We start from the raw sequence: 22,990 nt of genomic DNA on the forward strand, positions 1-22,990 counted from the left end.
TGTTGGTGTTGGTGTTGGTGTAGATATACCAACAGAAGGCTAATGCATAGCTGCAACTGGCGCCAAGCAAGGTAAGAAAAGCCAGCGCAAGTGACTCAATAGAAATGGCAAATAATAGCAAAGTCGACGTCATAACAGACGGTGTGAAATAGACTTGCCCAATGCCATTGAGCAAGCCTTGAAATGGTGGAATATCCTTATTCGTTCTCATCGTCTGACTACATTATTTTGCTATGTTGAATCTTTGTATCTCAGATTGTATGCAATTTTATTAAGTTGACCATCTTTGTGTATCAATTCTGATACCAGCGCTCACCATAGGCTTGTTGGTAATCTGGTGTTTCAATGATGCCTTCTTGCTCTGGAACTGTCTCCAATGGCCCTACAACCGTTCGATAAGGTAATACGCCAGCCCATACTGGGATATCCATATCAGTCTTATCATCATTCACGCCATGTTTACCAATCTTCACGGAGGCTTCCGTTAAAGGTATTGCCAATAGCTCGGTTGCGGTGAGTTCTTTCTCATTACTGAGCCTGACTTCATCGGTTCTGCCCGGCGCGATTTGCTCAATGAAGATGTTCAATAAGCGATCTTTTTCTTGGTTGTCCTCGATGACTGAAAATGACCCCAATACCACAGCAGAACGATAATGCGCACTGTGATGAAATGCAGAACGAGCCAACACCCAACCATCGAACAAAGTGAACGTTAAACAGGTTGGGTCTCCCTTCTTCAGGCCTATCAATAAGCGACTGTTTTTGGCCCCATGAATGTAGACCATGTTATCCACTCGCCATGCGAGCATCGGGATAACCATTGGGCCTTGTTCGCCTTGCAGTGCAATGTGTGCGATTAAGCTTTCGTCGATGATTTGATGCAGTTTCTCTTGTTCAAATACGGCTTTGTGAGCCCCTTTTTTAATCGTGGTTCTTTTCGTGTTAGATAACATAATCGCTCCTTAATCATTGCCTTTTGATTAATGTAGCGATTAACTGGTCTATTAAATAGAGCCACTTTTAAACACTATTTGGATCCAGTTATGCAGCCTATTGATGTCGGTGACTTACAGTTAGACGAGCAACATGACACACGTCAAACCGCCTTGTTCCACGCGATCAGAGAGAAGATCGTTCAAGATTTATGGAGCAAGGGCAGCAAGTTACCTTCAACACGTAAGCTAGCCGTCGAGTTATCAGTGAGTCGAAATACGGTGATTTATGCGTACGAACAGTTAGTGACGGAAGGCTACATCGAGAGCAAGCAAGGTTCAGGGTTTTATGTGTCGGTTGAACAGCCCGAGCACTTCCTAAGTTTGTCTCAGCCGAAGTGTGTTCAGGATGCGAAGATTCAACAAACCGTCAGTAAACCGAGTGCAAACATAGCGACACCTAACGACATTAACCGCAGCTTTGCCCCCGGAGTTCCTGACTTAGATGCATTCCCTTTTGCGAAATGGCAGAGGCTGCTGCAACGTCACTCTACACGTCAGAGCATTGCGGGCAATCAAGAGGTTCAGGGAAGCTTAGCCTTGAGGGAAGCGTTGAGCAGATATCTTGCAAGCAGTCGCTCGGTTAATTGTAGTGCCGATAGAATCATCATCACCGCTGGTGCGCAGCAAGCCATCTCAATCGGTTTGATGGCGACGTTAGCGATGGGCGACAAAATCCTTGTGGAAGAGCCCGGCTATCGACAAGTGCATAAAATTATCGATCTGTTGAGGCTAGAGCTAGACGGTGTGAGTGTGCGTGAAAAGGTTGGGTTAGATACTGAAAAAGTGTTGTCCAGTAATGCTAAGGCTCTCTATGTCACGCCAAGTAACCAATACCCAATGGGCACGACCCTCAATACTGAGCAACGCCTCAAGTTGATCGATTGGGCTAACAAACATCAGTCATGGATCATTGAAGATGATTATGACAGTGAGTTCCAGTTTGCTCATCGCCCTTATACCAGCATGCAAGGTTTGGCGGGTAAGTTAGGGTTCGATGATCGCATCATCTATGTCGGCTCTCTGAGTAAGGTGATGTTCAATGGCCTGCGATTAGGTTATTTAGTGGTGCCTGCAAATCTCGTGGCAAAGTGTCTTGAGATTAAAGACGCGCTCACCGGAGACACTGCGTCTCATACACAAGAAGCTTTGGCGGATTTTGTTCGCGAAGGCGATTTATTGCGTCATATTAGAAAGATGCGTCGTTCATACAAACTCAAGCATGAAGTGATGATAGAAGCGATTAAAAGTGAGTTTCATGGCGATCTTGAAGTGATTAGCCAAGCGGCAGGGTTGCATGTGACAGTTAAATGGTCGAACGGAATATCAGAACAGGAATGGAACCGTAGAGCAGAGCTTGAAAATATCATCATTCGTCCTTTTGACTTTTATGAATATGGATCAAGTGAAGTTCGTGATTGGAGTGGTGCGGTGTTGGGGTTTGGAAATATCCGTTTGGCTGACATAAAGCCGAAGATCAAACAGATCGCTCGGCTTTTTTATCAGTAATATTGGTAGGGCTTGCTTACAGTTTGTCGATTCATCATTAATCGAGTTATAACTTGTCGACAGAAACGGTTTTACCTTTACCTAGCCACTTACGCCAAGGGAGTGACAATGTCACAAAAATAGTGACAGCATAGAGCATCGACCAGCTTAAACAAATAAACACCAAGGTACAGATGACCAGTGAGAGCATCGCGGTGTATCTAGATGCGCCAGTCAGTAATCGGCAAGCGGCTAACATCGCGAGCAGATAAACCAGAACAAAAATACCGTTGGCGAGCTTGAGAAAGAACTCGAGGTCCAAGTTAGACAGCTCACCAATCACACACGAAATAAGCGCGATAAAGCCAATTGCTAATGTTGGGTAAAGTGGTACGCCGCGGCTGTTCAATTGAGCCATTCTACTTGTCGGAGTGTGTTGTCGAGCTTGAGCCCAGATCATTCGTGATAGGCTTTGTGTGTAAAGGTTTAGGCTAGCAAAACAAGCAAAGAAACCAAGTACACTGATGATCGTTTTGAAGCCATTGCCAAACAGTTGTTCTGTTACCCACGGGATGGATGCGGCATCAAATTCAGGTGAGCCGTAAGCCCCCAGTTTAAGAATCACCACGGAACAAGCCCAGTACACTAACCCCGCAACAAAACAGCCTGCAATGATGGCGATTGGGAAGTCACGTTGTGGATTTTTGAACTCCTCTCCCATGTGAGCAAAAGCTTCTATTCCGACAAAGCACCAAAACATAACAGCCAAAGCTGCGCCGATAGACCACATCGAATCGGACGAGATAGCAGGAAGAGTAACATCGGCTATCGTGATATCGGCTTTCCAAACAAAAGCGGTAACTAAGGCGAAAATCGACAACGCGATTACGGTTTGTAGGCGGCCAGAAGATTTACTGCCCATCAAGTTGACGGCAATAAGCAGGGCTACGGTAAAGGACTGAGCACCAAGCGGTGTGTCGAGAGGTGCGGGTAACAATTGTTGAGCAAAGCCGCCCGCTAATGCAATCGCAGCTGGAATGCCGACAGGAATAACACTCACAAACAACCAAGCAACACTTGTTTCTAAACGCTCGCTGAACGCTTGGCGTACAAAATAGGCGGTGCCACCTGCGTTGGGGTAGCGTTTTCCTAATGCTGCAAAGGTAAGGGCGATTGGGCAAATGGCGATAAACAAGATTAACCATGCCAGCAGCGACAACTGACCTGCAATACCTGCAGCGATAGCGGGAATCATAAATAGCCCAGTACCCAGCAAGGTCGTAGAGAGCTGTCCAATTCCGGACATTAGCGTGATTTCTTGTTTGAGTTGTGTCATTCGCTCTCCTAGCTTTTGGTGCTTATTCTGGGATGGGTAATACTGAGGTTGAAATCATACATTGTCGACATCAATAATACAGCTAGCGAAACGTCGTAAGACACCGCTATTTTGACGGTATTAATCCGTTTAAGCGTGAAAATGTCGGTTGTCATAATGGCTGTTATAAGTCGGAAAGTTGTGTCAAATTAGGCGTTATAAATAGAACAATAAGTGGAAAGAATCAAAAGTATGGATAAATTTGATCGCCAGATTTTGGATATTCTCAAAACCAATGCACGATGCTCAGTGAGCGATATCGCCCGAGATGTCAGCCTCTCGCGCTCGGCAGTGAATGCCAGAATCAAAAAACTGGAAAGCGACAAAGTGATTACGGGTTACTGCGCTCAAGTGACAGAGCCAAATCAAACGAAGAATGTGTGCGCTTATATTTTGCTGAAATTCGACATGTCGAGCAGCGACCATAGTTGTGAATCTTACGCGCAACGAATCCAGAGTATTGATGGTGTGCAATGGTGTCATTCGATAAGCGGTGAGACCGATATGATGCTGTATGTTGAAGTAGAAAGCATGGAGCGTTTAAATCAAGTTCGCGACCAACTGCAAAGCTATCCAGATCTGCGTCACCTAATGACTCATACTGTGCTGACCGAGTTTTTTAACAAACTGAACCCGACGGTAACTTCATGCTAGGCAATATCAACTTAAACCTATTGCGTTCATTGCATGTGCTTCTTGAAGAGTGCCATGTCAGTCGAGCCGCTCAGCGTCTGCACATCACGCAGTCGGCGGTTAGCCGTCAACTGGCTCAGCTTAGAGAGCTATGTGGTGATCCTTTGTTGGTTCGTGATGGGAACAAACTGGTTCCAACCAACCGTGCTTTGTTGCTTAAAGGCAAGCTCGATGACTTGCTGGGCGAGTTTGACCACTTATTAGATGATAAGCCATTTGATCCACAAGATTGGCAAGGTGAATTGGTGTTGGCTTCGAGTGATTATGTTGCCCAGTATATATTGCCCATTATTGTGTCCGAGGTGTCGAAGGACGCGCCCCATATCAACTTGGCTTATCGCTTGTGGCAGCCTAACTTCCTTGAAACTCTCAATGAATCAGGTATTCACTTGGCGTCGAGTATGTTCCCCCAAAAGCCGGATCATGTCTCAAGTATCAAACTCGGAGAGGATAAGTCCGTGTGTTTGATGAGAGCCTCTCATCCGTTGGCTAAGCAATCAGCCATAAGCTCGGAAGACATCGTGAGTTACTCACATATCAAAGTCACGGGTGGGGGAGACAAAGACAGCTATTCGGATATTGCGTTAAAGAAACAGGGACATAAACGCAGAATCGCATTGCAGGTACCGTTCTTTTCATCGGCGGGAAACGTGTTAATGCAAGACGATTACTTGATGATTGTGCCGGAGCATATTGCTTATAACTTGGGGCGACATCTCGATGTCGCTTACTTTTCGCTGCCGTTTGAGACAGAAATGCATACCTATTGGCTGATATGGCATCCTAAGTATGACAACGACTCTGCCCATAAATGGGCTCGAGAGAAAGCGTTTAAAGCCATCCAAAAGTCGAGTTACAATATAAGTATGATTTCAAATCATACTAGTAATGATAATCTTTGATTTCAAATAATACCTGCTGCGGCATATTGTAAGCGCTAAGTATTGAGTATTAATTGTAGAGTGTTCAGCTGGAACGCTTTGTTTTACTAGGAATGGAATGATGACAGTAACAATTTGGTTTTCTTTATTAGCGATTTGCTTGTTGGGTGCAATGTCTCCGGGCCCAAGCTTGGCGATGATCGCTAAGCATAGTTTGGCTGGTGGCCGTATCAATGGACTTATCGCAGCTTGGTCACACGCGGCTGGCATCGGTATTTATGCCTTCGCAACCATCGTCGGTTTGGCTGTGTTACTAGAACAATCGCCAATGCTATTTAAAGGGATCAGCTTGGCGGGGGCTGCGTATCTGCTTTACCTTGGTGTGAATGCGTTGCGTTCGAAAGGCGGCGTTGCAGCGAAATTGGAAGCGGGTGAACAAATGAGTTATATGCAGTCTGCTCGCGAGGCTTTCTTGATCTCTATCTTGAGCCCAAAGATCGCGCTGTTCTTTATCGCTCTGTTTAGCCAATTCGTAGCGTTAGGTAATGAACTCAGCAATCAAGTGATCATTGTTTCAACACCGTTGATTGTTGATGGTCTTTGGTACACCTTCATCACCTTGGTGCTATCGAGCCCACTGATCGTTGAAAGAATCCGTTCTAAAGCGCAGCTGATTGACCGACTTTCAGGTGTGGTTTTGATTCTGCTTGCAGTTCGTGTGGTGTGGACGATCTAGCGGTAGTCCGGACACCGAAAAAATGACGCGAATAGCAACGACACGGATCTAAACTATATCCATAAAAAAGGCTCACTAGACATTATCTAGTGAGCCTTTTTAGGTTTTTATCGAGTGAGTCTTTAGCCTTCTGAGTTCAGAACTTCGTCTAGCTTTTTCATCGAATCGGAAAAGTAAGGGTTGTAGGTTAAACGCGCATGGTTTTTACCTTCTTCGCGATATCCCCACGCTGAGTACCATACTTCACTGGTCGCATTGCACTGTTCTTCAAAACCTTGAGCCTGACCATTCGAGCAGATCTTCTCGCTGCCATTGATGCCGTAGTACGGATTGTTTGGCGAGAATAACAAGCCCATGTGCGAACCGTTAGAGATACGTTGTTCAGGGATCTTCATACTGTATTGAACCGCGCGAGGATCGTCGAGTGTGGTTTCCCCTTGCCAAATCAATACGTTGTTTGGGTTTGGCATAGACTCAGTAAACGCCTGCTGAACATAGCTAGTATCAATCACACTGTCGCCTTCACTCATCATAATGAACACTGGCTTATCGAAGTGTTTATCTTGTAAGTCTTCGCGAACCACTTCTGAAGTTTCGTAATAAACCGAAGCACCATTCATTGGCAGTGAGTTATAACGCAGTACATTGTCTTCAGGATCTTGATCGGCCCAAGTGACAAAATAGCTCGCTAGCCCAGCATATTGAACCGCAGATGAGCTCGGTTGAAACGCTGGAGAGAACAGCAGTAGCCCAGAGATCTTTGGATCATGTATCGCTTGTGAAGTCACGAGATTCGCGCCAGTGGAATAGCCGCCTAGCCAAACAGAATTGTACTTTTGCTCAAGTAATTTTGTATGATGAGCTACCACACCTTGCCAATCCTCTAGGCTTGGCTGCATTAAGTCACCCACGCGACTACCGTGACCCGGAAGCAATACGGTTCTCACTAAGTAACCTTGCTCAGCTAAATGGGTTGCAATATCTTTAAACGAATAGGGTGAGTCGCCTAATCCATGAACCAGTAACACCGCCTTGCCATTTGGTGAGGTTGGTTGATACTCGGTTGGTGAATTAAGTTGGATCTCTAGTTGCTTGTCTTCCGTCATGAACACACGGTTTTTCAATAACCAATCTTGGGTGTCATTGACGTAGGCATCAAAGCTGTCTTGCCTATAGCTAGGCAACCCTGGAGAAGTTTCGTAAGCGGGTATAGATGTCTCGTTGGAACAACCAACGAGACTTAAAGTTGTTAAGGCCAGCAGTGCTAGGAGGGGCTTTCTTTGCATTATGTAATCTTGTCTCTGTTGTGCTTTCACTATGCTTGAAACTAAAGTTTAGGTTACTTTCTGCTTGAAAGATCTTCGTATTCACCTTCAATAACACCGGCATCACTGGTTGATGATTGACGTGTGTTCATGTGGGCTGCGAATCCCTGTTTCTTCATTTGATTCTGAATGCGCTTGCCAGTGATTAAAGCTGCAATAGCTAAAGGAATAGCAAGGATCAAGCTAGTGAATAACGCCAAAAGGCCAGTAAACAACGCGACAATCGTAACTAATATATTTTTCATGTTCATTCCTCTTTTTCTATGTTGTTACTTTATCGCTTCTATTCTGAACGAAACATGAACGTCGTTAATTAATCTTTGAGAGTCACTATGACACGCATGTGTGCTCTTAAGGAGTTTATATGTAGTCATAATCACGCACTAAAATAAGGGAATAAAACTAAGTTCAATAAAATCAATGAGTTAAAAGTTGGCACGGTTGATGCTTTATAGGGTTTGGAATAAGTCACTGTAAGCAAAGCACTTATAGTTAACAAAAATATTACTGGAGCCCTTATGTTCTGTATTCAATGTGAACAAACAATTCAAACCCCAACCGTAAAAGGCTGTTCTTTCGCACAAGGTATGTGCGGAAAAACGTCGGAAGTATCCGACCTTCAAGACGTGTTGGTGCATTCTCTGCAAGGTGTCTCTTTTTGGGCAAGCTTAGGTCGCGCTTGCGATGTTATTGATACAGAAGTTGATGAGTGGGCACCAAAAGCATTCTTCGCAACACTGACTAACGTTAACTTTGACCCTGCTCGTATTATCGAATTCGCACAACAGTCTCATGAATTCAAGCAGCGTTTAGAGCAAAAAGTTCGCGCAGCAGCAACATTGATTGGTTTTGAAATTCCAGCACTTTCGGCTGCTGCGCAATTCGATCTTCCAACAGATTCTTCAGAGCTATTGGCACTTGCGCCTCAAGCTGCGGTAAACCGTGGTCACGACTCTCAACACGAAGACGTGATTGGTCTTCGCCTTCTTTGCCTATACGGCTTAAAAGGTGCGGCAGCCTACATGGAGCATGCTCGTGTTCTTGGTCAAACTGACAATGCTATTTTCGCTGAATACCATGAAATCATGGCATTCCTAGGTACAGATCCAACCGACCTAAAACAGTTACTTGATACATCAATGCAGATTGGCTTGATGAACTACAAAGTAATGGAAATGCTAGACAAGGGCGAGACAGATACATTTGGTCACCCTCAACCAACAACGGTGAACGTTAAGACTAAGAAAGGCCACTGTATTCTTGTTTCTGGTCACGACTTACATGATCTAGAAAAGATCCTTCAACAAACTGAAGGCAAGGGCATCAACGTTTACACTAACGGTGAGATGCTACCTGCACACGGTTACCCTGAATTGAACAAGTACCCACACCTTGCGGGTAACTACGGCAGCGCTTGGCAGAACCAGCAAAAAGAATTCGCTAACTTCCCTGGTGCCATCGTAATGACATCTAACTGTCTGCTTAACCCTGATGTAGGTTCATACGCAGACCGTCTATTTACACGTAGCATTGTAGGCTGGCCGGGTGTTGATCACCTTGAAGGCGACGATTTCAGCGCAGTAATCGACTGTGCTCTTGCGCAAGAAGGTTTCAAACACGACGAGATTGAGCAGATGATCACTGTCGGTTTTGGTCGTAACGCACTGATGGAAGCGGCACCTGCGGTTATTGAGCAAGTGAAAGAAGGCAACATCAAGCACTTCTTCCTAGTGGGTGGTTGTGACGGTGACAAGTCTGAGCGTAGTTACTACACAGACTTCACAGCTCAAGCGCCAGAAGATTCAGTAATCCTGACATTGGCATGTGGTAAATTCCGTTTCAACAAGAACCAATTCGGCGACATCAACGGTATTCCACGTCTGTTAGATGTTGGCCAATGTAACGATGCTTACTCCGCGATTCAGCTTGCTATCGCACTGTCTCAAGAGTTTGATTGTGGCATTAACGAACTACCACTAACGCTAGTTCTATCTTGGTTCGAGCAAAAAGCAATTGTTATCCTGCTTACTTTGTTCGCTCTGGGTGTGAAAGGCATTTACACTGGTCCAACTGCACCTGCATTCCTAACAGAAAACTTACTAAAGATTATTCAAGATGAGTTCGATATGCGTTCTATCACAACGCCAGATCAAGATCTTAAAACAATCTTAGCAGCTTAATTTAAGCCAACCTGAAGCCTCGTTGTTGTGACGTTTTTAATAAAACAGTCAACGGCGGGGCTTTTTAGATTTAAATCTTTAGTCATCAGCAAGGTGCGTGAACTATGTATGCATGGTCGGATAGCGATTCAATCAATTTAGTGTGTTTAAAGAAATGGCACGAGACGCCAGATACGGTCAGCTTTGAGCTTGGTAGTATTCCACAAGACTTACATTTTAATTTTAAGCCAGGGCAATTTATTACTCTGGGTTTGGATATGCCGACGAAAACGGATTACCGTGCCTATTCTGTGGCCTCTTGCCCGGAAGATAACCGCCTGAAGTTGACGGTAAAGCGTGTGGAAGGTGGTTTGGTTTCGAACTTTATTGTTGATGAACTTGACGAAGGTGATGAGGTTTCAGTATTGAAACCTGCAGGTGTGTTTAACTGTATTGATTGCATGCCAACGGCGACGAAAAAAGTAACGCTAGTGAGTGCGGGCTGCGGCATCACACCTGTGATGGCGATGGCAAAATACTGGCTCGCTCAAGGTAGTGACATCGAGATAGATTTCGTTCACATGGCACGTAACAAGCTTGAGACTATCTATTTTGAAGAGCTTCATAAAATGGATGAAGCGCACGCGAACTTCAATTTAAGATTACTTCTGAAAGACAGTGAGGGAACAACAGCTCCTCAAGGTCGTTTAGATAAGAACTGGTTGGTAAAACTGAGCCCAGATATCTTAGACAGAACTGTTTACTTGTGTGGGCCTGTCGGTTTTATGCAAGACATAGAAAGTTACCTGAAAGAACTAGAATTCAACATGGAAAACTTCTATCAGGAAAGCTTTACGCCAGCAACTCAAAGCAATAATTCACTAGCTAATAGCAATACTGCCTCAGCAGAATCACAAGCAGAAGCGTCTGCGGATTCGAATGGGGCTGTTAAGGTATTTGTACCTGCGTTTGGCGCAGAAGTTGAAGCGGAAGCGGGCACACCATTGGCGGATTCATTAGAAAAAGCAGGCGTTCCAATTATTATCGCTTGTCGTAGTGGGATCTGTGGTTCTTGCAAATGCAAAGTGACCAAAGGGTCTGTGGAATCAAGCAGTCAAGAAACATTGACGCCAGAACAGATTGAACAGGGCTACGTGCTTGCATGTTCAAGCTCGATTCAGTCAGATGTTGAGGTTGAGTTATAACAGAAGTGAAGCTGTGCAAGAGTGATGAAGACAAGGTCTTGCAATAGCGATAAAAGTTAGGGCGCTAGATGTAAAAAGGCCACCTAGATCCGTTAGAGAGAGCAGATCTAAGTGGCAACCCTCTTGTTTATACGGGGGAGTAAAACAAAAGGGGTTGCGAAGCCCATACAGACTTCGCAGATATAGTTATTATGTTGTGGAGCTTTTTGCGATGGACGTATCTACAAGAGCGAAGTTGATTAAACTTCAGGGTATGTCTTGTAGCGTACACCCATCATCTGTTCCATACAGTGAACAACCTGACAGCTGTAGCCAAACTCGTTGTCGTACCAAATGTACAGCACGGCACGGTTGTCTTGTGCGATAGTCGCCACACCGTCAACCACACCTGGGTGACGAGAGCCAACCAAGTCCGTAGATACAATCTCAGTCGAGTCTGTGTAATCGATTTGTGCAGACAAAGCAGAAGACAGCGCCATTTCACGTAGGTACTCGTTCAACTCTTCTTTGTTTGTGCCTTTCTCAAGGTTTAGGTTAGCTACAGCCATTGAAACGTTTGGCGTAGGTACGCGAATCGCATTACCTGTTAGCTTACCTTCCATTTCTGGCATCGCTTTTGATACCGCTTTAGCTGCGCCAGTCGATGTCAGAACCATATTTAATGAAGCAGCACGACCACGACGATCACCTGAGTGGAAGTTGTCGATTAGGTTTTGATCATTGGTAAATGAGTGAACCGTTTCGATGTGACCAGACAGTACGCCAAACTTGTCGTGAACCGCTTTCAATACAGGTGTAATAGCGTTGGTTGTACAGCTTGCTGCAGAGATGATGGTGTCTTCTGGCTGAATAACATTTTCATTCACACCAAATACCACGTTCTTGATGTCGCCTTTGCCTGGCGCAGTCAGTAGAACTTTCTTCGCACCGTTACACGCAACGTGTTGGCTCAGGCCTTCCGCGTCACGCCATACGCCTGTGTTATCAACCACAAGTGCGTTTTCAATACCGTAAGTCGTGTAATCCACTTCTTCTGGTTTGTTTGCGTAGATAACTTGGATGAAGTTACCGTTAACGATGATCGCTTTGCGTTCTTGGTCTACCACGATGCTGCCGTTGAATTGGCCGTGTACAGAGTCACGACGAAGCAGGCTTGCTCGTTTTTCTAGGTCGCCATCTTTGCCGCCACGTACAACGATGGCACGCAAACGCAGTGGGTAACCCGGACCACTTTTCTCGATCAACAGGCGAGTTAGCAGTCGGCCAATACGACCAAAACCGTATAATACAACGTCACGAGGTTCTGTCATCGCATCGCCTTCAAGCGATTCAATGAGTGCAGTTTGTAGGAAATCATCCAACCCGTGTGTGTCTTCGCGATCTTGCCAGAATGAATGCGCAAGGCGACCAACATCAATACGACATGGAGACAAATCCATAGAGAGAAGGTGCTGAATAATAGGTTGAGTCTGTTCTGCTGTAAGAGGAGAACCAGTGTAACGTTTTGCGATGCGGTGAGCTTTGATGATGTCGATAGTTGTCGCGTTAACCAGGGTCTTACCGAAGAGGATAACTTCTACGCCTTTTTGACGGTATAACTGACCTAAAGTTGGAGCGATGGATTCAGCAATAGTTTGACTAGTTTGCCAGTCTAGGAGGTGCTTTTCGGGACTCATCTTTACTCGGGACCTTTCACGTTAAGTTTCTGCATTCATGGCGGTTGTAGGGAAGCCAATCAGCATAGGGGATTTGAGGCATCAGGCTGTGGTCTTTATTGCCACTTAAATGTGCTTGATATGCCTTGTGTGCAACTTGTAATTTTTATGTGGCAGGATTGTAAGGTACGACGGGTTATTCTGCTAGGAAAAATAAATGCAGACAGATTATCTGTAAGTTGGCTTTATATTAGCCATAAATCAAGTTTTTAGTGTCGATAAAGACTATTGACTTTAACAATCTGTAGCACTTATTTTTCGCCAAAAAATACTCAAATCAAAATATTATATGTAATAAAAATCATAGTGATCATTAAAGGTGTGATCGTTAGCTCAAGTTACACGTAAACAGTAAACGACAAATAAGGGAATCAACCAGTATTGTTGTTCGACCTTTGAATAAGCCTAGCTTGAGCGTGAAAAGTGCATCACGCAAACGATTGGATGTCACAATTTTACCCTAACTATCCGCTTTGTTAGCGCGCAGAGTCATTATTTACAGTCTAGTTGAGCCTCTAAATGTGGCCGTTCACTTGTTATGTGGGTGATAATAACTTGAGAAAACATCTTTTGTTTACATTTTGCCCACTGAAACCTCGCTTTTCTAAACTTCACTTAGCAAAAGCACGCCTCTCAGCTTTAAAGCTCTGTTCTTCGAATTTTTCGTTCTGGGTTCAGAGTATCGTTTGTTCATATCCAATTTGATCAATAACCCTCTGTTAATGTCCTATTCTTAACTTGGGCTAGGTAAAATTACTTTCGGGAAGGGAGTGGTTATAAAAATGATAAATATGTCAATTAGATGGCGTCTTATATTTCTTTCCACGGTTTCTGTATTCATCATGTTTGGTTTTACAGTAAATGAAGTGCTTAAGAACGATAAGAAGATGAACCACCTCGAAACAACACGCATTAAAGTTGAAGCGCTTCAATCTTTTAATACGGTTTCAAGTGATGCTTATCGATGGTTAGTTTTGTCTAATGACTCCCTTGAGAAAGGTCAGCTGCTTTTAAAGCTGCATACGGAATTGGATAGACTCACTCAGTATGAGGCACAACTGCAACAGCTAGACAGTAATTGGAGTGTTGAATCACAATTGGTTGAGCTTAAGGAGGTTTTAGCAAACTTAGCTAGTGCGACCTCGAATATTAATAACAGCGCATCATTGATTACTGACAACAACACACAGCTAACAGAGCAGGCCTTTGACTTATTGAAAGATGTGTTAATGGAGCTATCTGAATATCGTCTTAACATAGTGGATGAAAAGATCGGTCAAGCTGACGCGATGTTTGTCAATCTCACGCACTATGTGTTCTGGACTCAGCGAGAAGCGTGGTTGAGTTACCGCTTGTATCGTGCTCCAAGGCTGATAGAACAATATTTATTGAGTTATGTTGGTGCTTTAGAAAGGCAGCAGCATTTATTAGATACGTTTTTCCGATCAGGAAGCCGCTCGCCTGAAATTAGAAAGTTATTAAGTACGTTTTCTAAAGATGAATTTCAAAACCGTTTTACAGCTCGGATCCTTAAAGGAGATTTTTCGTCACCTGAAATATATGACCATGTGCAAGGCCTAGAACGAAAGAAACTGGCGATTTCAAATGCGGTTGGTGCTTATACCAAGCAATTACAGTTTGACCTGACGAGAAACATTGCGCTGCAAAAAAGACAAACCTTGATCATGACAGTTCTGATTCTTGCTGTATCTGGTGTTTTATTATGGCTAGGTGTTGCGACGTCTCTTCGCCTAAATAGAAACCTATCGATTATCTTGAAAGGAGTCTCTGAATGCGCAGATAGCTATGGCAAGCCAAAGGTCATTCATATTCAAGGGAATGATGAACTTGCCGAGTTCACTGAAACTCTAAATCGAGTGATGGAGCGCAACTATCAACATAACAAAGAGCTAGTACAAGCAAAAGAAGATGCGATCTCGGCTAATAAGGCCAAGAGCGCATTTTTAGCCAATATGTCCCATGAGATACGTACGCCACTCAACGGGATTATTGGGATGGCTGAGATCTTATCTCAAAGCCAACTGAGCGTGAATCAACAAGAAGTGTTAGGAGATATCGAATCGTCTTCTCACTCATTATTGGTTCTGCTGAATGACATCCTTGATCTGTCCAAAATCGAGTCGGGTAACTTAATGCTATCACCACACAATGCTGATCTGAGAGAGGCGGTATACGACTCAGTAAGTGTGATTTTATCCAAAGCGATAAGTAAGGATATCGAGCTCGACATCAATATTGATTCTCAAACGCCGCCACAATTGTTTTTCGATGAGTACCGCGTGAGGCAGGTACTGACTAATCTGTTATCTAATGCCATCAAGTTTACGTCTAAGGGTACAATTACAACAGACATTGCTTATACACCCATGTCTATGGGGAGAGGCAAGCTAGAATGCAGTGTGTCTGATACCGGTATTGGAATTGAGCCAGAGAAGTTAGAGTCTATTTTTGAACCTTTCACTCAAGAAGATGGCAGTATTACTCGCCAATTCGGTGGAACAGGACTAGGGCTTGCGATTTGTCGACAGCTTGTTGATTTGATGGGCGGTTATATTACCGCGCGCTCAGTGAAAGGGGAGGGTTCTACATTCACATTTTGTCTGTATGTAGACACTATCGAAGTTCACGTTCAAACCTTCAACAACCTAAGCCGTGCGACGATTATCTCGAATTCTTTCAATTACCTCGATCAACTGGTCAAAGAATGCGAACGCTTAAACGTTCGACCTAATGTCGTGTCATCCATTTCGGATCTTGATGAGAGCCTGAAAGAAAGCGACTTCATACTTTATTGTCATACGCTGCATCACTCCATGGAGAAAGATCTTGCTACGTTGAAGGAAGCATACCCTTTGACTCAAGTCATCGTGTGTCAGCATCATCTATTTAAAACCAATCTAATCTCAGAAACGGTTCATTCGACTCATACATTGCCATTTTTGGGCCGACGGTTCTTAAACAGCTTACAATCGCTTGATGTCGGTGAAGAGCAAGTGCTGACGGTGGAAGCAAAAGATGAAGAGGTTCGCTCTCTTAATCGACGTATTCTGATTGTTGAAGACAACCTGATGAATCAGAAAATAGCGAGCTTCTTCCTTGAGCAAGCGGGTTATGAATATTTGATTGCCAGTAATGGCCAAGAAGCGGTGGACGTGATTACTCAAGGTGCTCAGTTTGATGCGATCTTGATGGACTGTATGATGCCTGTTATGGATGGGATAACGGCGACTCGTGCGATTCGACAGTGGGAAACCGCTCAACAAGCCGTACCATTACCCATCATTGCTTTAACCGCGAGTGTGTTAGAAGAAGACATTAAAGATTGCTTTGAAGCGGGCATGAATGCCTATTTACCAAAACCTTATAAGTCTCACCAACTGTATGATCTTTTCAGTAGCCTTGATATTGTCTAACTTCTTCATTATCAGGCTAGCGATGTGCAAACTAACGAACTTCCAATCCAAGATTGTATTGTGCAAGGCAACGACCTACATAACTAATCTTTAGTAATGCAGCCACCAAGATAGTGCTGATGTGTGCCATGATTTGAATTGGCAGTGAGAAGTGATCGGCCATCGGATAAGCAACAATAATGCTGAGTAGCATAAGCAAGGCGGTGATAGCTAAACTGAAATTTGAAACAGAAAGTAGAGTTTGAAAGCGTTGAGTCATCGTCTTCATATTGAATTCCTAGTTACTAATAGTTCTTTTGATGCTTAACTAATAGCAATTAGCGATCCAAGTTTAAAGTTGTTATTTATCAGTGTTTTAATTTTCATTGAGGTCTATTGGAGTCAAAAAGACACGCTGTTTATCGTGTCTTTTTGACATTTTCGTGTTCTTTTACCATTGCCTAAAGCCACAGGTATCAATATGGAACCGAACACCAGAATACAAACCTAGACCAACGTTATTTTTCTGACCAAATTCAGCATGAACCTTTTTAAGCTTCACGTGTAGATCTTCACGAGTAATATCATTGGCGGGAACCAAGTCCAACGCGCAAAATTCCAAGTGTTTACTTCGTAGTGCACCGCCAGCTTGCTGATTGTAGATATCGGTTCGCTCTCCAGATACTGGTATAACAACACCGATTTCAGGCTCAATATATTGCTGTATGTACTTAAGGGTGTTGATCATGTTTGGCACATGTTTCTTATTCGGGAGGGTAAACAAGGTTGTATTACTCATTGCCCAATCCGTCCCTTGCAGCAAGACTAGATGCAGAGGCATGCTTTGAGTTATGCCATTGTCCTTGAGTTGTTGTCCGATTGCTTTGACTTGGTCTTGAGCGTGGTTGAGGAGCATCCAACCTCGAAATGCTGAGCGGGTTGGAACCTTATAGCCATGAACATCGACCACGAGATCGTCATAAGTGATTTCTGTCTCTTCGGTATAAAGCTTCTCAAACTCTTCAGGGTAGGGTTGTGCAGTTGATAGCGCTAAGGTTATCAGAATACTTGCGTACATAAGGTCTCTCCATAGCTGATGTTCACTCGTTATCTTGTTTCATACTGCTGTTGAGTTTTATATCGTTACTTACGTACGCCTAAGTATAGACACTAGAATTTAGGCACAAAAAAACCCACTACAAAGAATGGGTTATTAACATTATTACAAGTTAATCAACGAGGTTAGATTACTTCTTACCCTGGATTTGCTTGTCTTCTTCTGTTAGTTCACGAATGCGGCGGCTGATGTCGCGACGAGCTTTAGAGATCTCTGCACTCTTGATGATGTGATCGTCAACACGGTCTTCGTAGTCAGCCTTCATGTTTTTGATAATGCCTAGGATCTCGTCGTGAGTCATCTCTGGCTTGATGTAATCAAGTAGGTTATCAAGAAGGTCGACACGCTTACGGTTGTCACGAACTTTCTTTTCGTTGTCTAAAAGTTCACGCTTAAGTTTGTTCTTACGTCGTGCTTGGCTAACAATTTCAAATACGCTGCTCATAGATTCCTTTTCCTAATCTTCAAATACATTGTCTGGATCTGATTAAAGCACATCAATTGATGATGTAACAGTCTTTAGATCAAAGCAAAAGTAAGGTTGTTTAATTATTCGTCACTCTCGCTGATGTGTGATTGTTTTTATCTCACCGATCAAGTTAGTATCCCATGTAGATACTGCATTGATACGAAATGTGAAATGAATCAACAACAATTAGAAACCGAAGAATTGGACGATAACGTCACTGAATCTTCAGCAGAACAAAACAAGCTTCGTGATGCGTATGTACAAGAGCGTACTTATTTGGAAGTCGTGGAAATAGAGCTAAATCGTTCTAAGATCATAATGATTGATGAACAAGGCAGAAAGAAACGAGTACCGATTTTGTCTGAGCACTAGTCCTAAGTGGCTGCATTGTTAGGTGTTGAGATGGAATTATCAAAATAATAAAAAGGAAAAACGATGAACACAGTACTTTCCCCAATTGAAGCGAGAATTATTGGTTGCTTGATCGAGAAAGAAGTCACTACTCCCGATCACTACCCATTAACACTGAACAGCTTAACAACGGCTTGTAATCAAAAGAGCAACCGTGAACCTGTTCTTTCACTGTCTGAATCAGACGTTTTAGATGCGGTTGATGGTTTGATTTCGCGTCGCATGGTAAGCGACGAAAGCAGTTTCAATAGCCGTGTAAACAAATATCAACATCGTTTCTGCAACACGGAATTTGGTGATCTGCAATTTACTGAGCAAGAACGCGCAATCATCTGTTGTATGTTGCTGCGTGGCGCGCAAACTCCAGGTGAACTCCGCACTCGAACTGGCCGCCTAGCGAACTTCAGCGATGTAAAAGAGGTGGAAGCGACACTTGAGAAGCTAGCTGCAAGAGAAGCGGGCGCGCTAGTGGTCAAGCTACCACGCGAAGCGGGCAAGCGTGAATCACGTTATCAACATCTGTTGAGCGGTGAAGTGGATGTTGAAGCGTTTGCGACGGCATCGGTAAGCGCGGCAGCACCTTCTGCATCGAATGAAAAGTTTGAAGAATTAGAGTCAGAAGTCGCAAGCCTGCGAGCAGAAGTGGCAGAGCTTAAGGCTCTGGTTGAATCGCTGCTTTAGATGTCTGAGTCTGATAAAAATGCGGATTGGGTCGTGTACTTGATCCGCAACCGTCACAATGCCCTTTATTGTGGCGTGACGAATAATTTGGAACGTCGGTTTGAACAACACCAAACGGGCAAAGGTGCAAAAGCACTAAAAGGAAAAGGACCGCTGACGTTGGTTTGGAGTTTTGGGGTTGGGTCAAAAAGTGAGGCGTTGAAAACCGAATACGCCATAAAACAATTACCAAAATCTCGCAAAGAAAAACTGGCATCACGCAAACTAATTATTGAGTGGCAAAAAGACAAAATTCAATATATCGAAGTCTCATAATTCATAGCCAAAATGTTTGTTATTGATTAAATCTTAATAATGTAAGGGTCTATAATAAATCAAGCTAAGCCTATGAATTTAAATGGTAATTACTCTTACTGTTAATAGGCTGAAATCATGATTGAACTAGTTGTTCTTAATCTCCATTCCAAATTAACATGTTACTCATTTAGAATGTCGTTCTAATTATTGTTAGACGCTATCATTTCTCATCGTTGTCCTACATAATATCTTTCAGCCATACAAAGAGATGGTGTCATGCTAGGTTAAAAAATGAGCCAAAGTAGCTCATATAAAACGAGAAAAATATGAAACGTTTACTGATGTTGTTTGGACTTGCTGTATTTTCTGCGTCCGCTCTATCCCATGGTACTCATGTCCTCAATGGGTACTGGGAATACCAAGATTATCTTTCCACTTTTCCAGAGCAAAAAGCATTGACCGATAAAATGGTCGAGGCTGTACAAAATCACCCTGTGCCATTGAGAAGAATCCAAGACGAGCCAATTACGATTTCCGTGGTGTATCCGGGTCAACAAATCTCGGATTACTGGGTTCGTAATATTCAAGCTTTTGAGAAGCGTCTCGATAGGCTGAAGATCCGCTACCAAATAAATCAAGTATTTACCCGTATTAATGCTGATCTCGCGCAGCAGAGCATTTCATTGCAAGAAGCGATTGAAAACAAGACGGATTATTTGATTTTCACGCTAGATACCACGCGCCACCGCAAGTTTATTGAGCACGTGTTGACCTCTACAGATACTAAGTTGATTCTTCAAAACATCACAACGCCAGTGCGAGCTTGGGCAGATAGACAGCCATTTATGTATGTGGGTTTTGATCATGCGACAGGCAGTTTAAAACTGGCGGACTATTTTAAACAAGTAAGCCAACCAAACAGTAAGTATTCTGTTTTGTATTACTCACAAGGCTATATCAGTGATGCGCGTGGAGATACTTTTATCCATGAAGTGAATACTGATACGAACTTTACTCTAAAGTCTTCGTTTTACACCAAATCAAACAAAGACAGTGGCTACCAAGCGGCGAAAATCAGCATAGAGAACGATAAGGATCTAGACTTTATCTATGCATGCTCAACGGATGTCGCTCTTGGTGCAGCGGAAGCCATCCGCGAATCGGGTCAAGACATCTTAGTGAATGGTTGGGGAGGCGGCTCTGCTGAACTTGAAGCCATTGCAAGGGGTGACCTAGATGTTACTGTCATGCGTATGAACGACGACACGGGCATTGCGATGGCAGAGGCGATCAAGTGGGATCTAGCCGGTTTGGAAGTACCTACCGTTTACTCTGGTGAATTTGAAATTGTGACCAAGGAAGATTCCCCAGAACGCATTTCAGAACTTAAACAGCGAGCATTTAGGTACTCAGGTCAATAATGAAGAAAAGCTATGCCAGTACACCAAGGAACACCTTAGCAAAACTCATTACACGTATCATTATTTTAGTGATAGGCGTGATGGCACTTGGCGTGCTTATTCATAATTATGAAACCAGTAGTAGCATCGTCAAACAAGAGACTAATCGAACGGTTCAGCAAACCTCTAGCCTGATCCAGAATATGTTTGATTATCGTTTGTCGGTGTTGCAAATTCACCAAGATAGTAGTTCACACAGTGAGACGCTACGGGAGTATTTTGATACCAACGATGCAGATGCTCTGAGCTACTTTTTCTTTGGTGTTGACCAACGTGAGCCTGATCATGCTCCAGATTTACGCTTTGTCTCTACCCACGATGGTTTGGCTTGGGAAGATGGCAACAGTCAGTTTTATGGTTTGGATGAGTCCAGCTTAAAGCATATTTCTGATGAGGTTTCGTTCAGCAGTAATTGGCATTTTATTAAATTGAGGACCAATATAGGTAAGCGTCACTTGTTGGCTCGCCGTACCCCTATTGTTGATAACGCTACTGGGGAAGTTCTTGGTCAGCTCTACATCGCTATTGTGCTTGATAACAACTTCTCGTTGGCTGAGTCAATCCAACAGGGCAGTAACTGCGAAAATATCGTTATTGAGGCGCATGGTACACCGGTTACATCGACATTCAGTGGTGATGAAAGCTATACCATTACAGACATCCTCAATTATCAAATGTACGAGCAGTTGCCTCGTCATTTTGTCACTATCGCAACCATTAAGATCAATGCTGTTGAAACTCCTTTAATCATTCGAGCTATTCAAAAAAACAACAATTTCATTGCGTTAGAAGAGAATTATCAGCGCGCAATCATCGTGGTGATTGTGGTGATCATATTGATGTCTTTTTTTGCGCGAACTTGGATTCAAAGAAGGGTCGCTGCTGAACTAGATAAGCTGATGGATTTCACTCGCTCAGCAAGTGATGGCGAAGAGTACAGCAAGTTCGATGGCTCTAACATTTTCGAATTTCATCATATTGGTTGTACCCTTGAAGACACCTTTGAGCGTTTATCGGAACAGAATCAAAAGTTCCAAGATCTCTTTAACTTTGCCCACTCACCGATCCTGGTTTGGTCTGAGAAAGGCGACTTAATCCAGATGAACCCCGCGGCTCGAATGGCGTTATTTGATGCCGATGACAATTACGGATCGGTGGCTCAAGAGTTTGAAACCCGAATGCTGCCGAATATTCAGATGGTCGTTCAAGGCTCGAAACTAACGGGTATCAATGTGCCGATTGGCAAGAAGGTATTTCGCTGGAACATGTCTGCAATAAGCGTTGAGCACGGTATCACTGGTGTGGTAGTGCAAGGACAAGATATTACCAAGCTTATCGAAGCTGAGAGGCAAGCAGATCGAGCAAGAGAAGAAGCAGAACACCTTGCGAATGTGCGTGCAGACTTCTTAGCTAAGATGAGTCATGAGATTCGTACTCCACTAAACGGTATTCTCGGTGTTTCTCAGTTACTGAAGCGCTCTATACACAGTGAAGATAACCGAGAACAGGTGGATGTACTTTGTAATAGTGCGGAGCATCTACTTGCGGTACTTAACGATATTTTGGATTTCTCAAAGATAGAGCAGGGGCAGTTCAATATTCAAAAGAAAAACTTCCGTTTGGGGGAGTTGGTCAATACGTTGGACAGCATTTATCGTCCGCTTTGTGAAGATAAATCATTAGCGTTTACTATTGTGAATCACATAGTTGATGACATCGAAATAAATACCGACCAAGTGCGTCTTAACCAGATCATGTTTAACCTGCTGAGTAACGCCCTTAAGTTCACTCACCAAGGTGGCATTTCCGTGAGCTTTGAACTCGAAAGTATCTTTAATTCAGACCATGCTAGTTTGGTCGTTCGAGTGAAAGATACAGGTATTGGTATCGATGAAAGTAAAATTGATGCTGTGTTCGAACCTTTTGTTCAAGCTGAAGAGACTACTACTCGTGAGTATGGTGGAACAGGGTTGGGCTTAACGATTGTAAAAAACCTTGTCGATATGCTGGAGGGGGACATCCAAGTCCGAAGCGTTATAGAACAAGGTTCGGAGTTCATTATAGAAATTCCTGTGGAAGTGCGCTCTAAGTCGCTCTTGAGCATTAAGCAACAAGTGAATATCGAGCCAGAGGCGTTGTTTAGCCGGTCTTTGAAGGTGCTGCTGGTGGAAGATAATCACACTAACGCCTTTATTGCTCAAGCTTTCTGCAAAAAATATGGAATGGTAGTTACTTGGGCAAAAGACGGTTTAGAAGCGATAGAAATGGCTAAGGCGACAGCCTATGACCTTATCTTGATGGATAACCAACTTCCCAATCTAGGTGGTGTTGAAACTACACAGCAATTAAGAGGCGAAATTGGTGTCACAGCTCCAATTTATGCGTGTACCGCTGATGCTCAAGATTCAACCAGAGACAACTTTATGGCTGCAGGAGCGAATTACGTGATTGTAAAGCCTATTAAAGAAGAGTCGTTACACCAAGCATTTGTTCATTTTAAAAACTTACACTGGGATGTAACGAAATACTAATTTGACTCTTTGAAAGCGCTATAGATCAAGTATTGTGAATAA

21 protein-coding genes are annotated in these 22,990 nt (G+C 43.5%); 12 read left to right on the forward strand and 9 right to left on the reverse strand.

All coding sequences use genetic code 11. The features are described from left to right. The coding region (locus FTW16_RS03285) for an urea transporter (RefSeq protein WP_146490036.1) at positions 1-211 on the reverse strand (211 nt) is incomplete at its 3' end. An 82-nt stretch (positions 212-293) separates the two neighbouring features. After that, complete coding sequence (locus FTW16_RS03290; protein ID WP_146490037.1) at positions 294-953, reverse strand: pyridoxamine 5'-phosphate oxidase family protein; 660 nt, start codon at positions 951-953, stop codon at positions 294-296. Positions 954-1,043: 90 nt separating this feature from the next. On the opposite strand from FTW16_RS03290, the gene FTW16_RS03295 reads away from it, so the two are divergent. Continuing rightward, positions 1,044-2,501 (forward strand): PLP-dependent aminotransferase family protein, encoded by a 1,458-nt coding sequence (locus tag FTW16_RS03295; RefSeq protein WP_146490038.1) that lies wholly within the window; start codon positions 1,044-1,046, stop codon positions 2,499-2,501. Between the two features lie 46 nt (positions 2,502-2,547). On the opposite strand, the gene yjeH is transcribed toward FTW16_RS03295, so the two are convergent. Then, a complete protein-coding gene (gene yjeH, locus FTW16_RS03300) occupies positions 2,548-3,816 on the reverse strand; it encodes an L-methionine/branched-chain amino acid transporter (RefSeq protein WP_146490039.1) in 1,269 nt (422 codons plus the stop codon). A gap of 231 nt (positions 3,817-4,047) precedes the next feature. On the opposite strand from yjeH, the gene FTW16_RS03305 reads away from it, so the two are divergent. The 3 genes from FTW16_RS03305 (at position 4,048) to FTW16_RS03315 (ending at position 6,165) form a co-directional block, all read left to right on the forward strand. After that, complete coding sequence (locus FTW16_RS03305; RefSeq protein WP_146490040.1) at positions 4,048-4,509, forward strand: Lrp/AsnC family transcriptional regulator; 462 nt, start codon at positions 4,048-4,050, stop codon at positions 4,507-4,509. Then, positions 4,503-5,450 carry a LysR family transcriptional regulator gene (locus tag FTW16_RS03310; protein WP_146490041.1) on the forward strand — a complete coding sequence of 316 codons (948 nt, stop codon included), beginning with the start codon at positions 4,503-4,505 and terminating at the stop codon, positions 5,448-5,450. Before FTW16_RS03305 ends, FTW16_RS03310 begins: the two co-directional genes overlap by 7 nt. A gap of 100 nt (positions 5,451-5,550) precedes the next feature. Beyond that, a complete protein-coding gene (locus FTW16_RS03315; RefSeq protein ID WP_017630487.1) occupies positions 5,551-6,165 on the forward strand; it encodes a LysE family translocator in 615 nt (204 codons plus the stop codon). A 122-nt stretch (positions 6,166-6,287) separates the two neighbouring features. Here FTW16_RS03315 and FTW16_RS03320 read toward each other — a convergent pair whose 3' ends face one another. Further along, positions 6,288-7,451 carry an alpha/beta hydrolase gene (locus FTW16_RS03320; RefSeq protein ID WP_146490042.1) on the reverse strand — a complete coding sequence of 388 codons (1,164 nt, stop codon included), beginning with the start codon at positions 7,449-7,451 and terminating at the stop codon, positions 6,288-6,290. A gap of 53 nt (positions 7,452-7,504) precedes the next feature. Further along, the gene (locus FTW16_RS03325) at positions 7,505-7,735 is read right to left on the reverse strand and encodes a hypothetical protein (RefSeq protein WP_009845683.1); all 231 of its coding nucleotides are present in this window, start codon (positions 7,733-7,735) and stop codon (positions 7,505-7,507) included. Positions 7,736-8,008: 273 nt separating this feature from the next. On the opposite strand from FTW16_RS03325, the gene hcp reads away from it, so the two are divergent. Together hcp and FTW16_RS03335 are read left to right on the forward strand one after the other, a co-directional pair. Next, positions 8,009-9,670 (forward strand): hydroxylamine reductase, encoded by a 1,662-nt coding sequence (gene hcp / locus FTW16_RS03330; RefSeq protein ID WP_146490043.1) that lies wholly within the window; start codon positions 8,009-8,011, stop codon positions 9,668-9,670. Between the two features lie 104 nt (positions 9,671-9,774). After that, positions 9,775-10,854: a hybrid-cluster NAD(P)-dependent oxidoreductase gene (locus FTW16_RS03335; RefSeq protein ID WP_060981622.1), complete on the forward strand. Its 1,080-nt coding sequence runs from the start codon at positions 9,775-9,777 to the stop codon at positions 10,852-10,854. 239 nt (positions 10,855-11,093) lie between these two features. On the opposite strand, the gene FTW16_RS03340 is transcribed toward FTW16_RS03335, so the two are convergent. Further along, the gene (locus tag FTW16_RS03340) at positions 11,094-12,530 is read right to left on the reverse strand and encodes a glyceraldehyde-3-phosphate dehydrogenase (RefSeq protein WP_050621730.1); all 1,437 of its coding nucleotides are present in this window, start codon (positions 12,528-12,530) and stop codon (positions 11,094-11,096) included. Between the two features lie 881 nt (positions 12,531-13,411). Between FTW16_RS03340 and FTW16_RS03345 the strand changes: the two genes are divergently transcribed. After that, the gene (locus FTW16_RS03345; protein WP_146490201.1) at positions 13,412-16,003 is read left to right on the forward strand and encodes an ATP-binding protein; all 2,592 of its coding nucleotides are present in this window, start codon (positions 13,412-13,414) and stop codon (positions 16,001-16,003) included. Positions 16,004-16,034: 31 nt separating this feature from the next. Here the strand turns inward: FTW16_RS03345 and FTW16_RS03350 are convergent, their stop codons facing one another. The 3 genes from FTW16_RS03350 to FTW16_RS03360 form a co-directional block, all read right to left on the reverse strand. Continuing rightward, positions 16,035-16,271 (reverse strand): hypothetical protein, encoded by a 237-nt coding sequence (locus FTW16_RS03350; protein WP_146490044.1) that lies wholly within the window; start codon positions 16,269-16,271, stop codon positions 16,035-16,037. Between the two features lie 162 nt (positions 16,272-16,433). Then, positions 16,434-17,060 carry a D-Ala-D-Ala carboxypeptidase family metallohydrolase gene (locus tag FTW16_RS03355; RefSeq protein ID WP_146490045.1) on the reverse strand — a complete coding sequence of 209 codons (627 nt, stop codon included), beginning with the start codon at positions 17,058-17,060 and terminating at the stop codon, positions 16,434-16,436. A 169-nt stretch (positions 17,061-17,229) separates the two neighbouring features. Further along, a complete protein-coding gene (locus FTW16_RS03360) occupies positions 17,230-17,544 on the reverse strand; it encodes a DUF496 family protein (protein ID WP_060981617.1) in 315 nt (104 codons plus the stop codon). Positions 17,545-17,739: 195 nt separating this feature from the next. Here FTW16_RS03360 and FTW16_RS03365 point away from each other — a divergent pair, with 195 nt between their 5' ends. The 5 genes from FTW16_RS03365 to luxQ all read left to right on the forward strand — a co-directional run bounded on the left by FTW16_RS03365 (position 17,740) and on the right by luxQ (position 22,948). Next, positions 17,740-17,940, forward strand: a complete 201-nt coding sequence (locus FTW16_RS03365; RefSeq protein WP_017630496.1) for a hypothetical protein — start codon at positions 17,740-17,742, stop codon at positions 17,938-17,940. A 63-nt stretch (positions 17,941-18,003) separates the two neighbouring features. Further along, complete coding sequence (locus FTW16_RS03370; protein WP_146490046.1) at positions 18,004-18,660, forward strand: YceH family protein; 657 nt, start codon at positions 18,004-18,006, stop codon at positions 18,658-18,660. Continuing rightward, positions 18,661-18,975, forward strand: a complete 315-nt coding sequence (locus FTW16_RS03375) for a GIY-YIG nuclease family protein (protein WP_146490047.1) — start codon at positions 18,661-18,663, stop codon at positions 18,973-18,975. A gap of 308 nt (positions 18,976-19,283) precedes the next feature. After that, a complete protein-coding gene (locus FTW16_RS03380; RefSeq protein ID WP_146490048.1) occupies positions 19,284-20,378 on the forward strand; it encodes an autoinducer 2-binding periplasmic protein LuxP in 1,095 nt (364 codons plus the stop codon). Then, a complete protein-coding gene (gene luxQ / locus FTW16_RS03385) occupies positions 20,378-22,948 on the forward strand; it encodes a quorum-sensing autoinducer 2 sensor kinase/phosphatase LuxQ (RefSeq protein WP_146490049.1) in 2,571 nt (856 codons plus the stop codon). The genes FTW16_RS03380 and luxQ overlap by 1 nt, the downstream gene beginning before the upstream one ends. Positions 22,949-22,990: the final 42 nt, after the last annotated feature.

Source organism: Vibrio sp. T20 (assembly GCF_007858795.1).
Classification (GTDB): domain Bacteria; phylum Pseudomonadota; class Gammaproteobacteria; order Enterobacterales; family Vibrionaceae; genus Vibrio; species Vibrio satsumensis.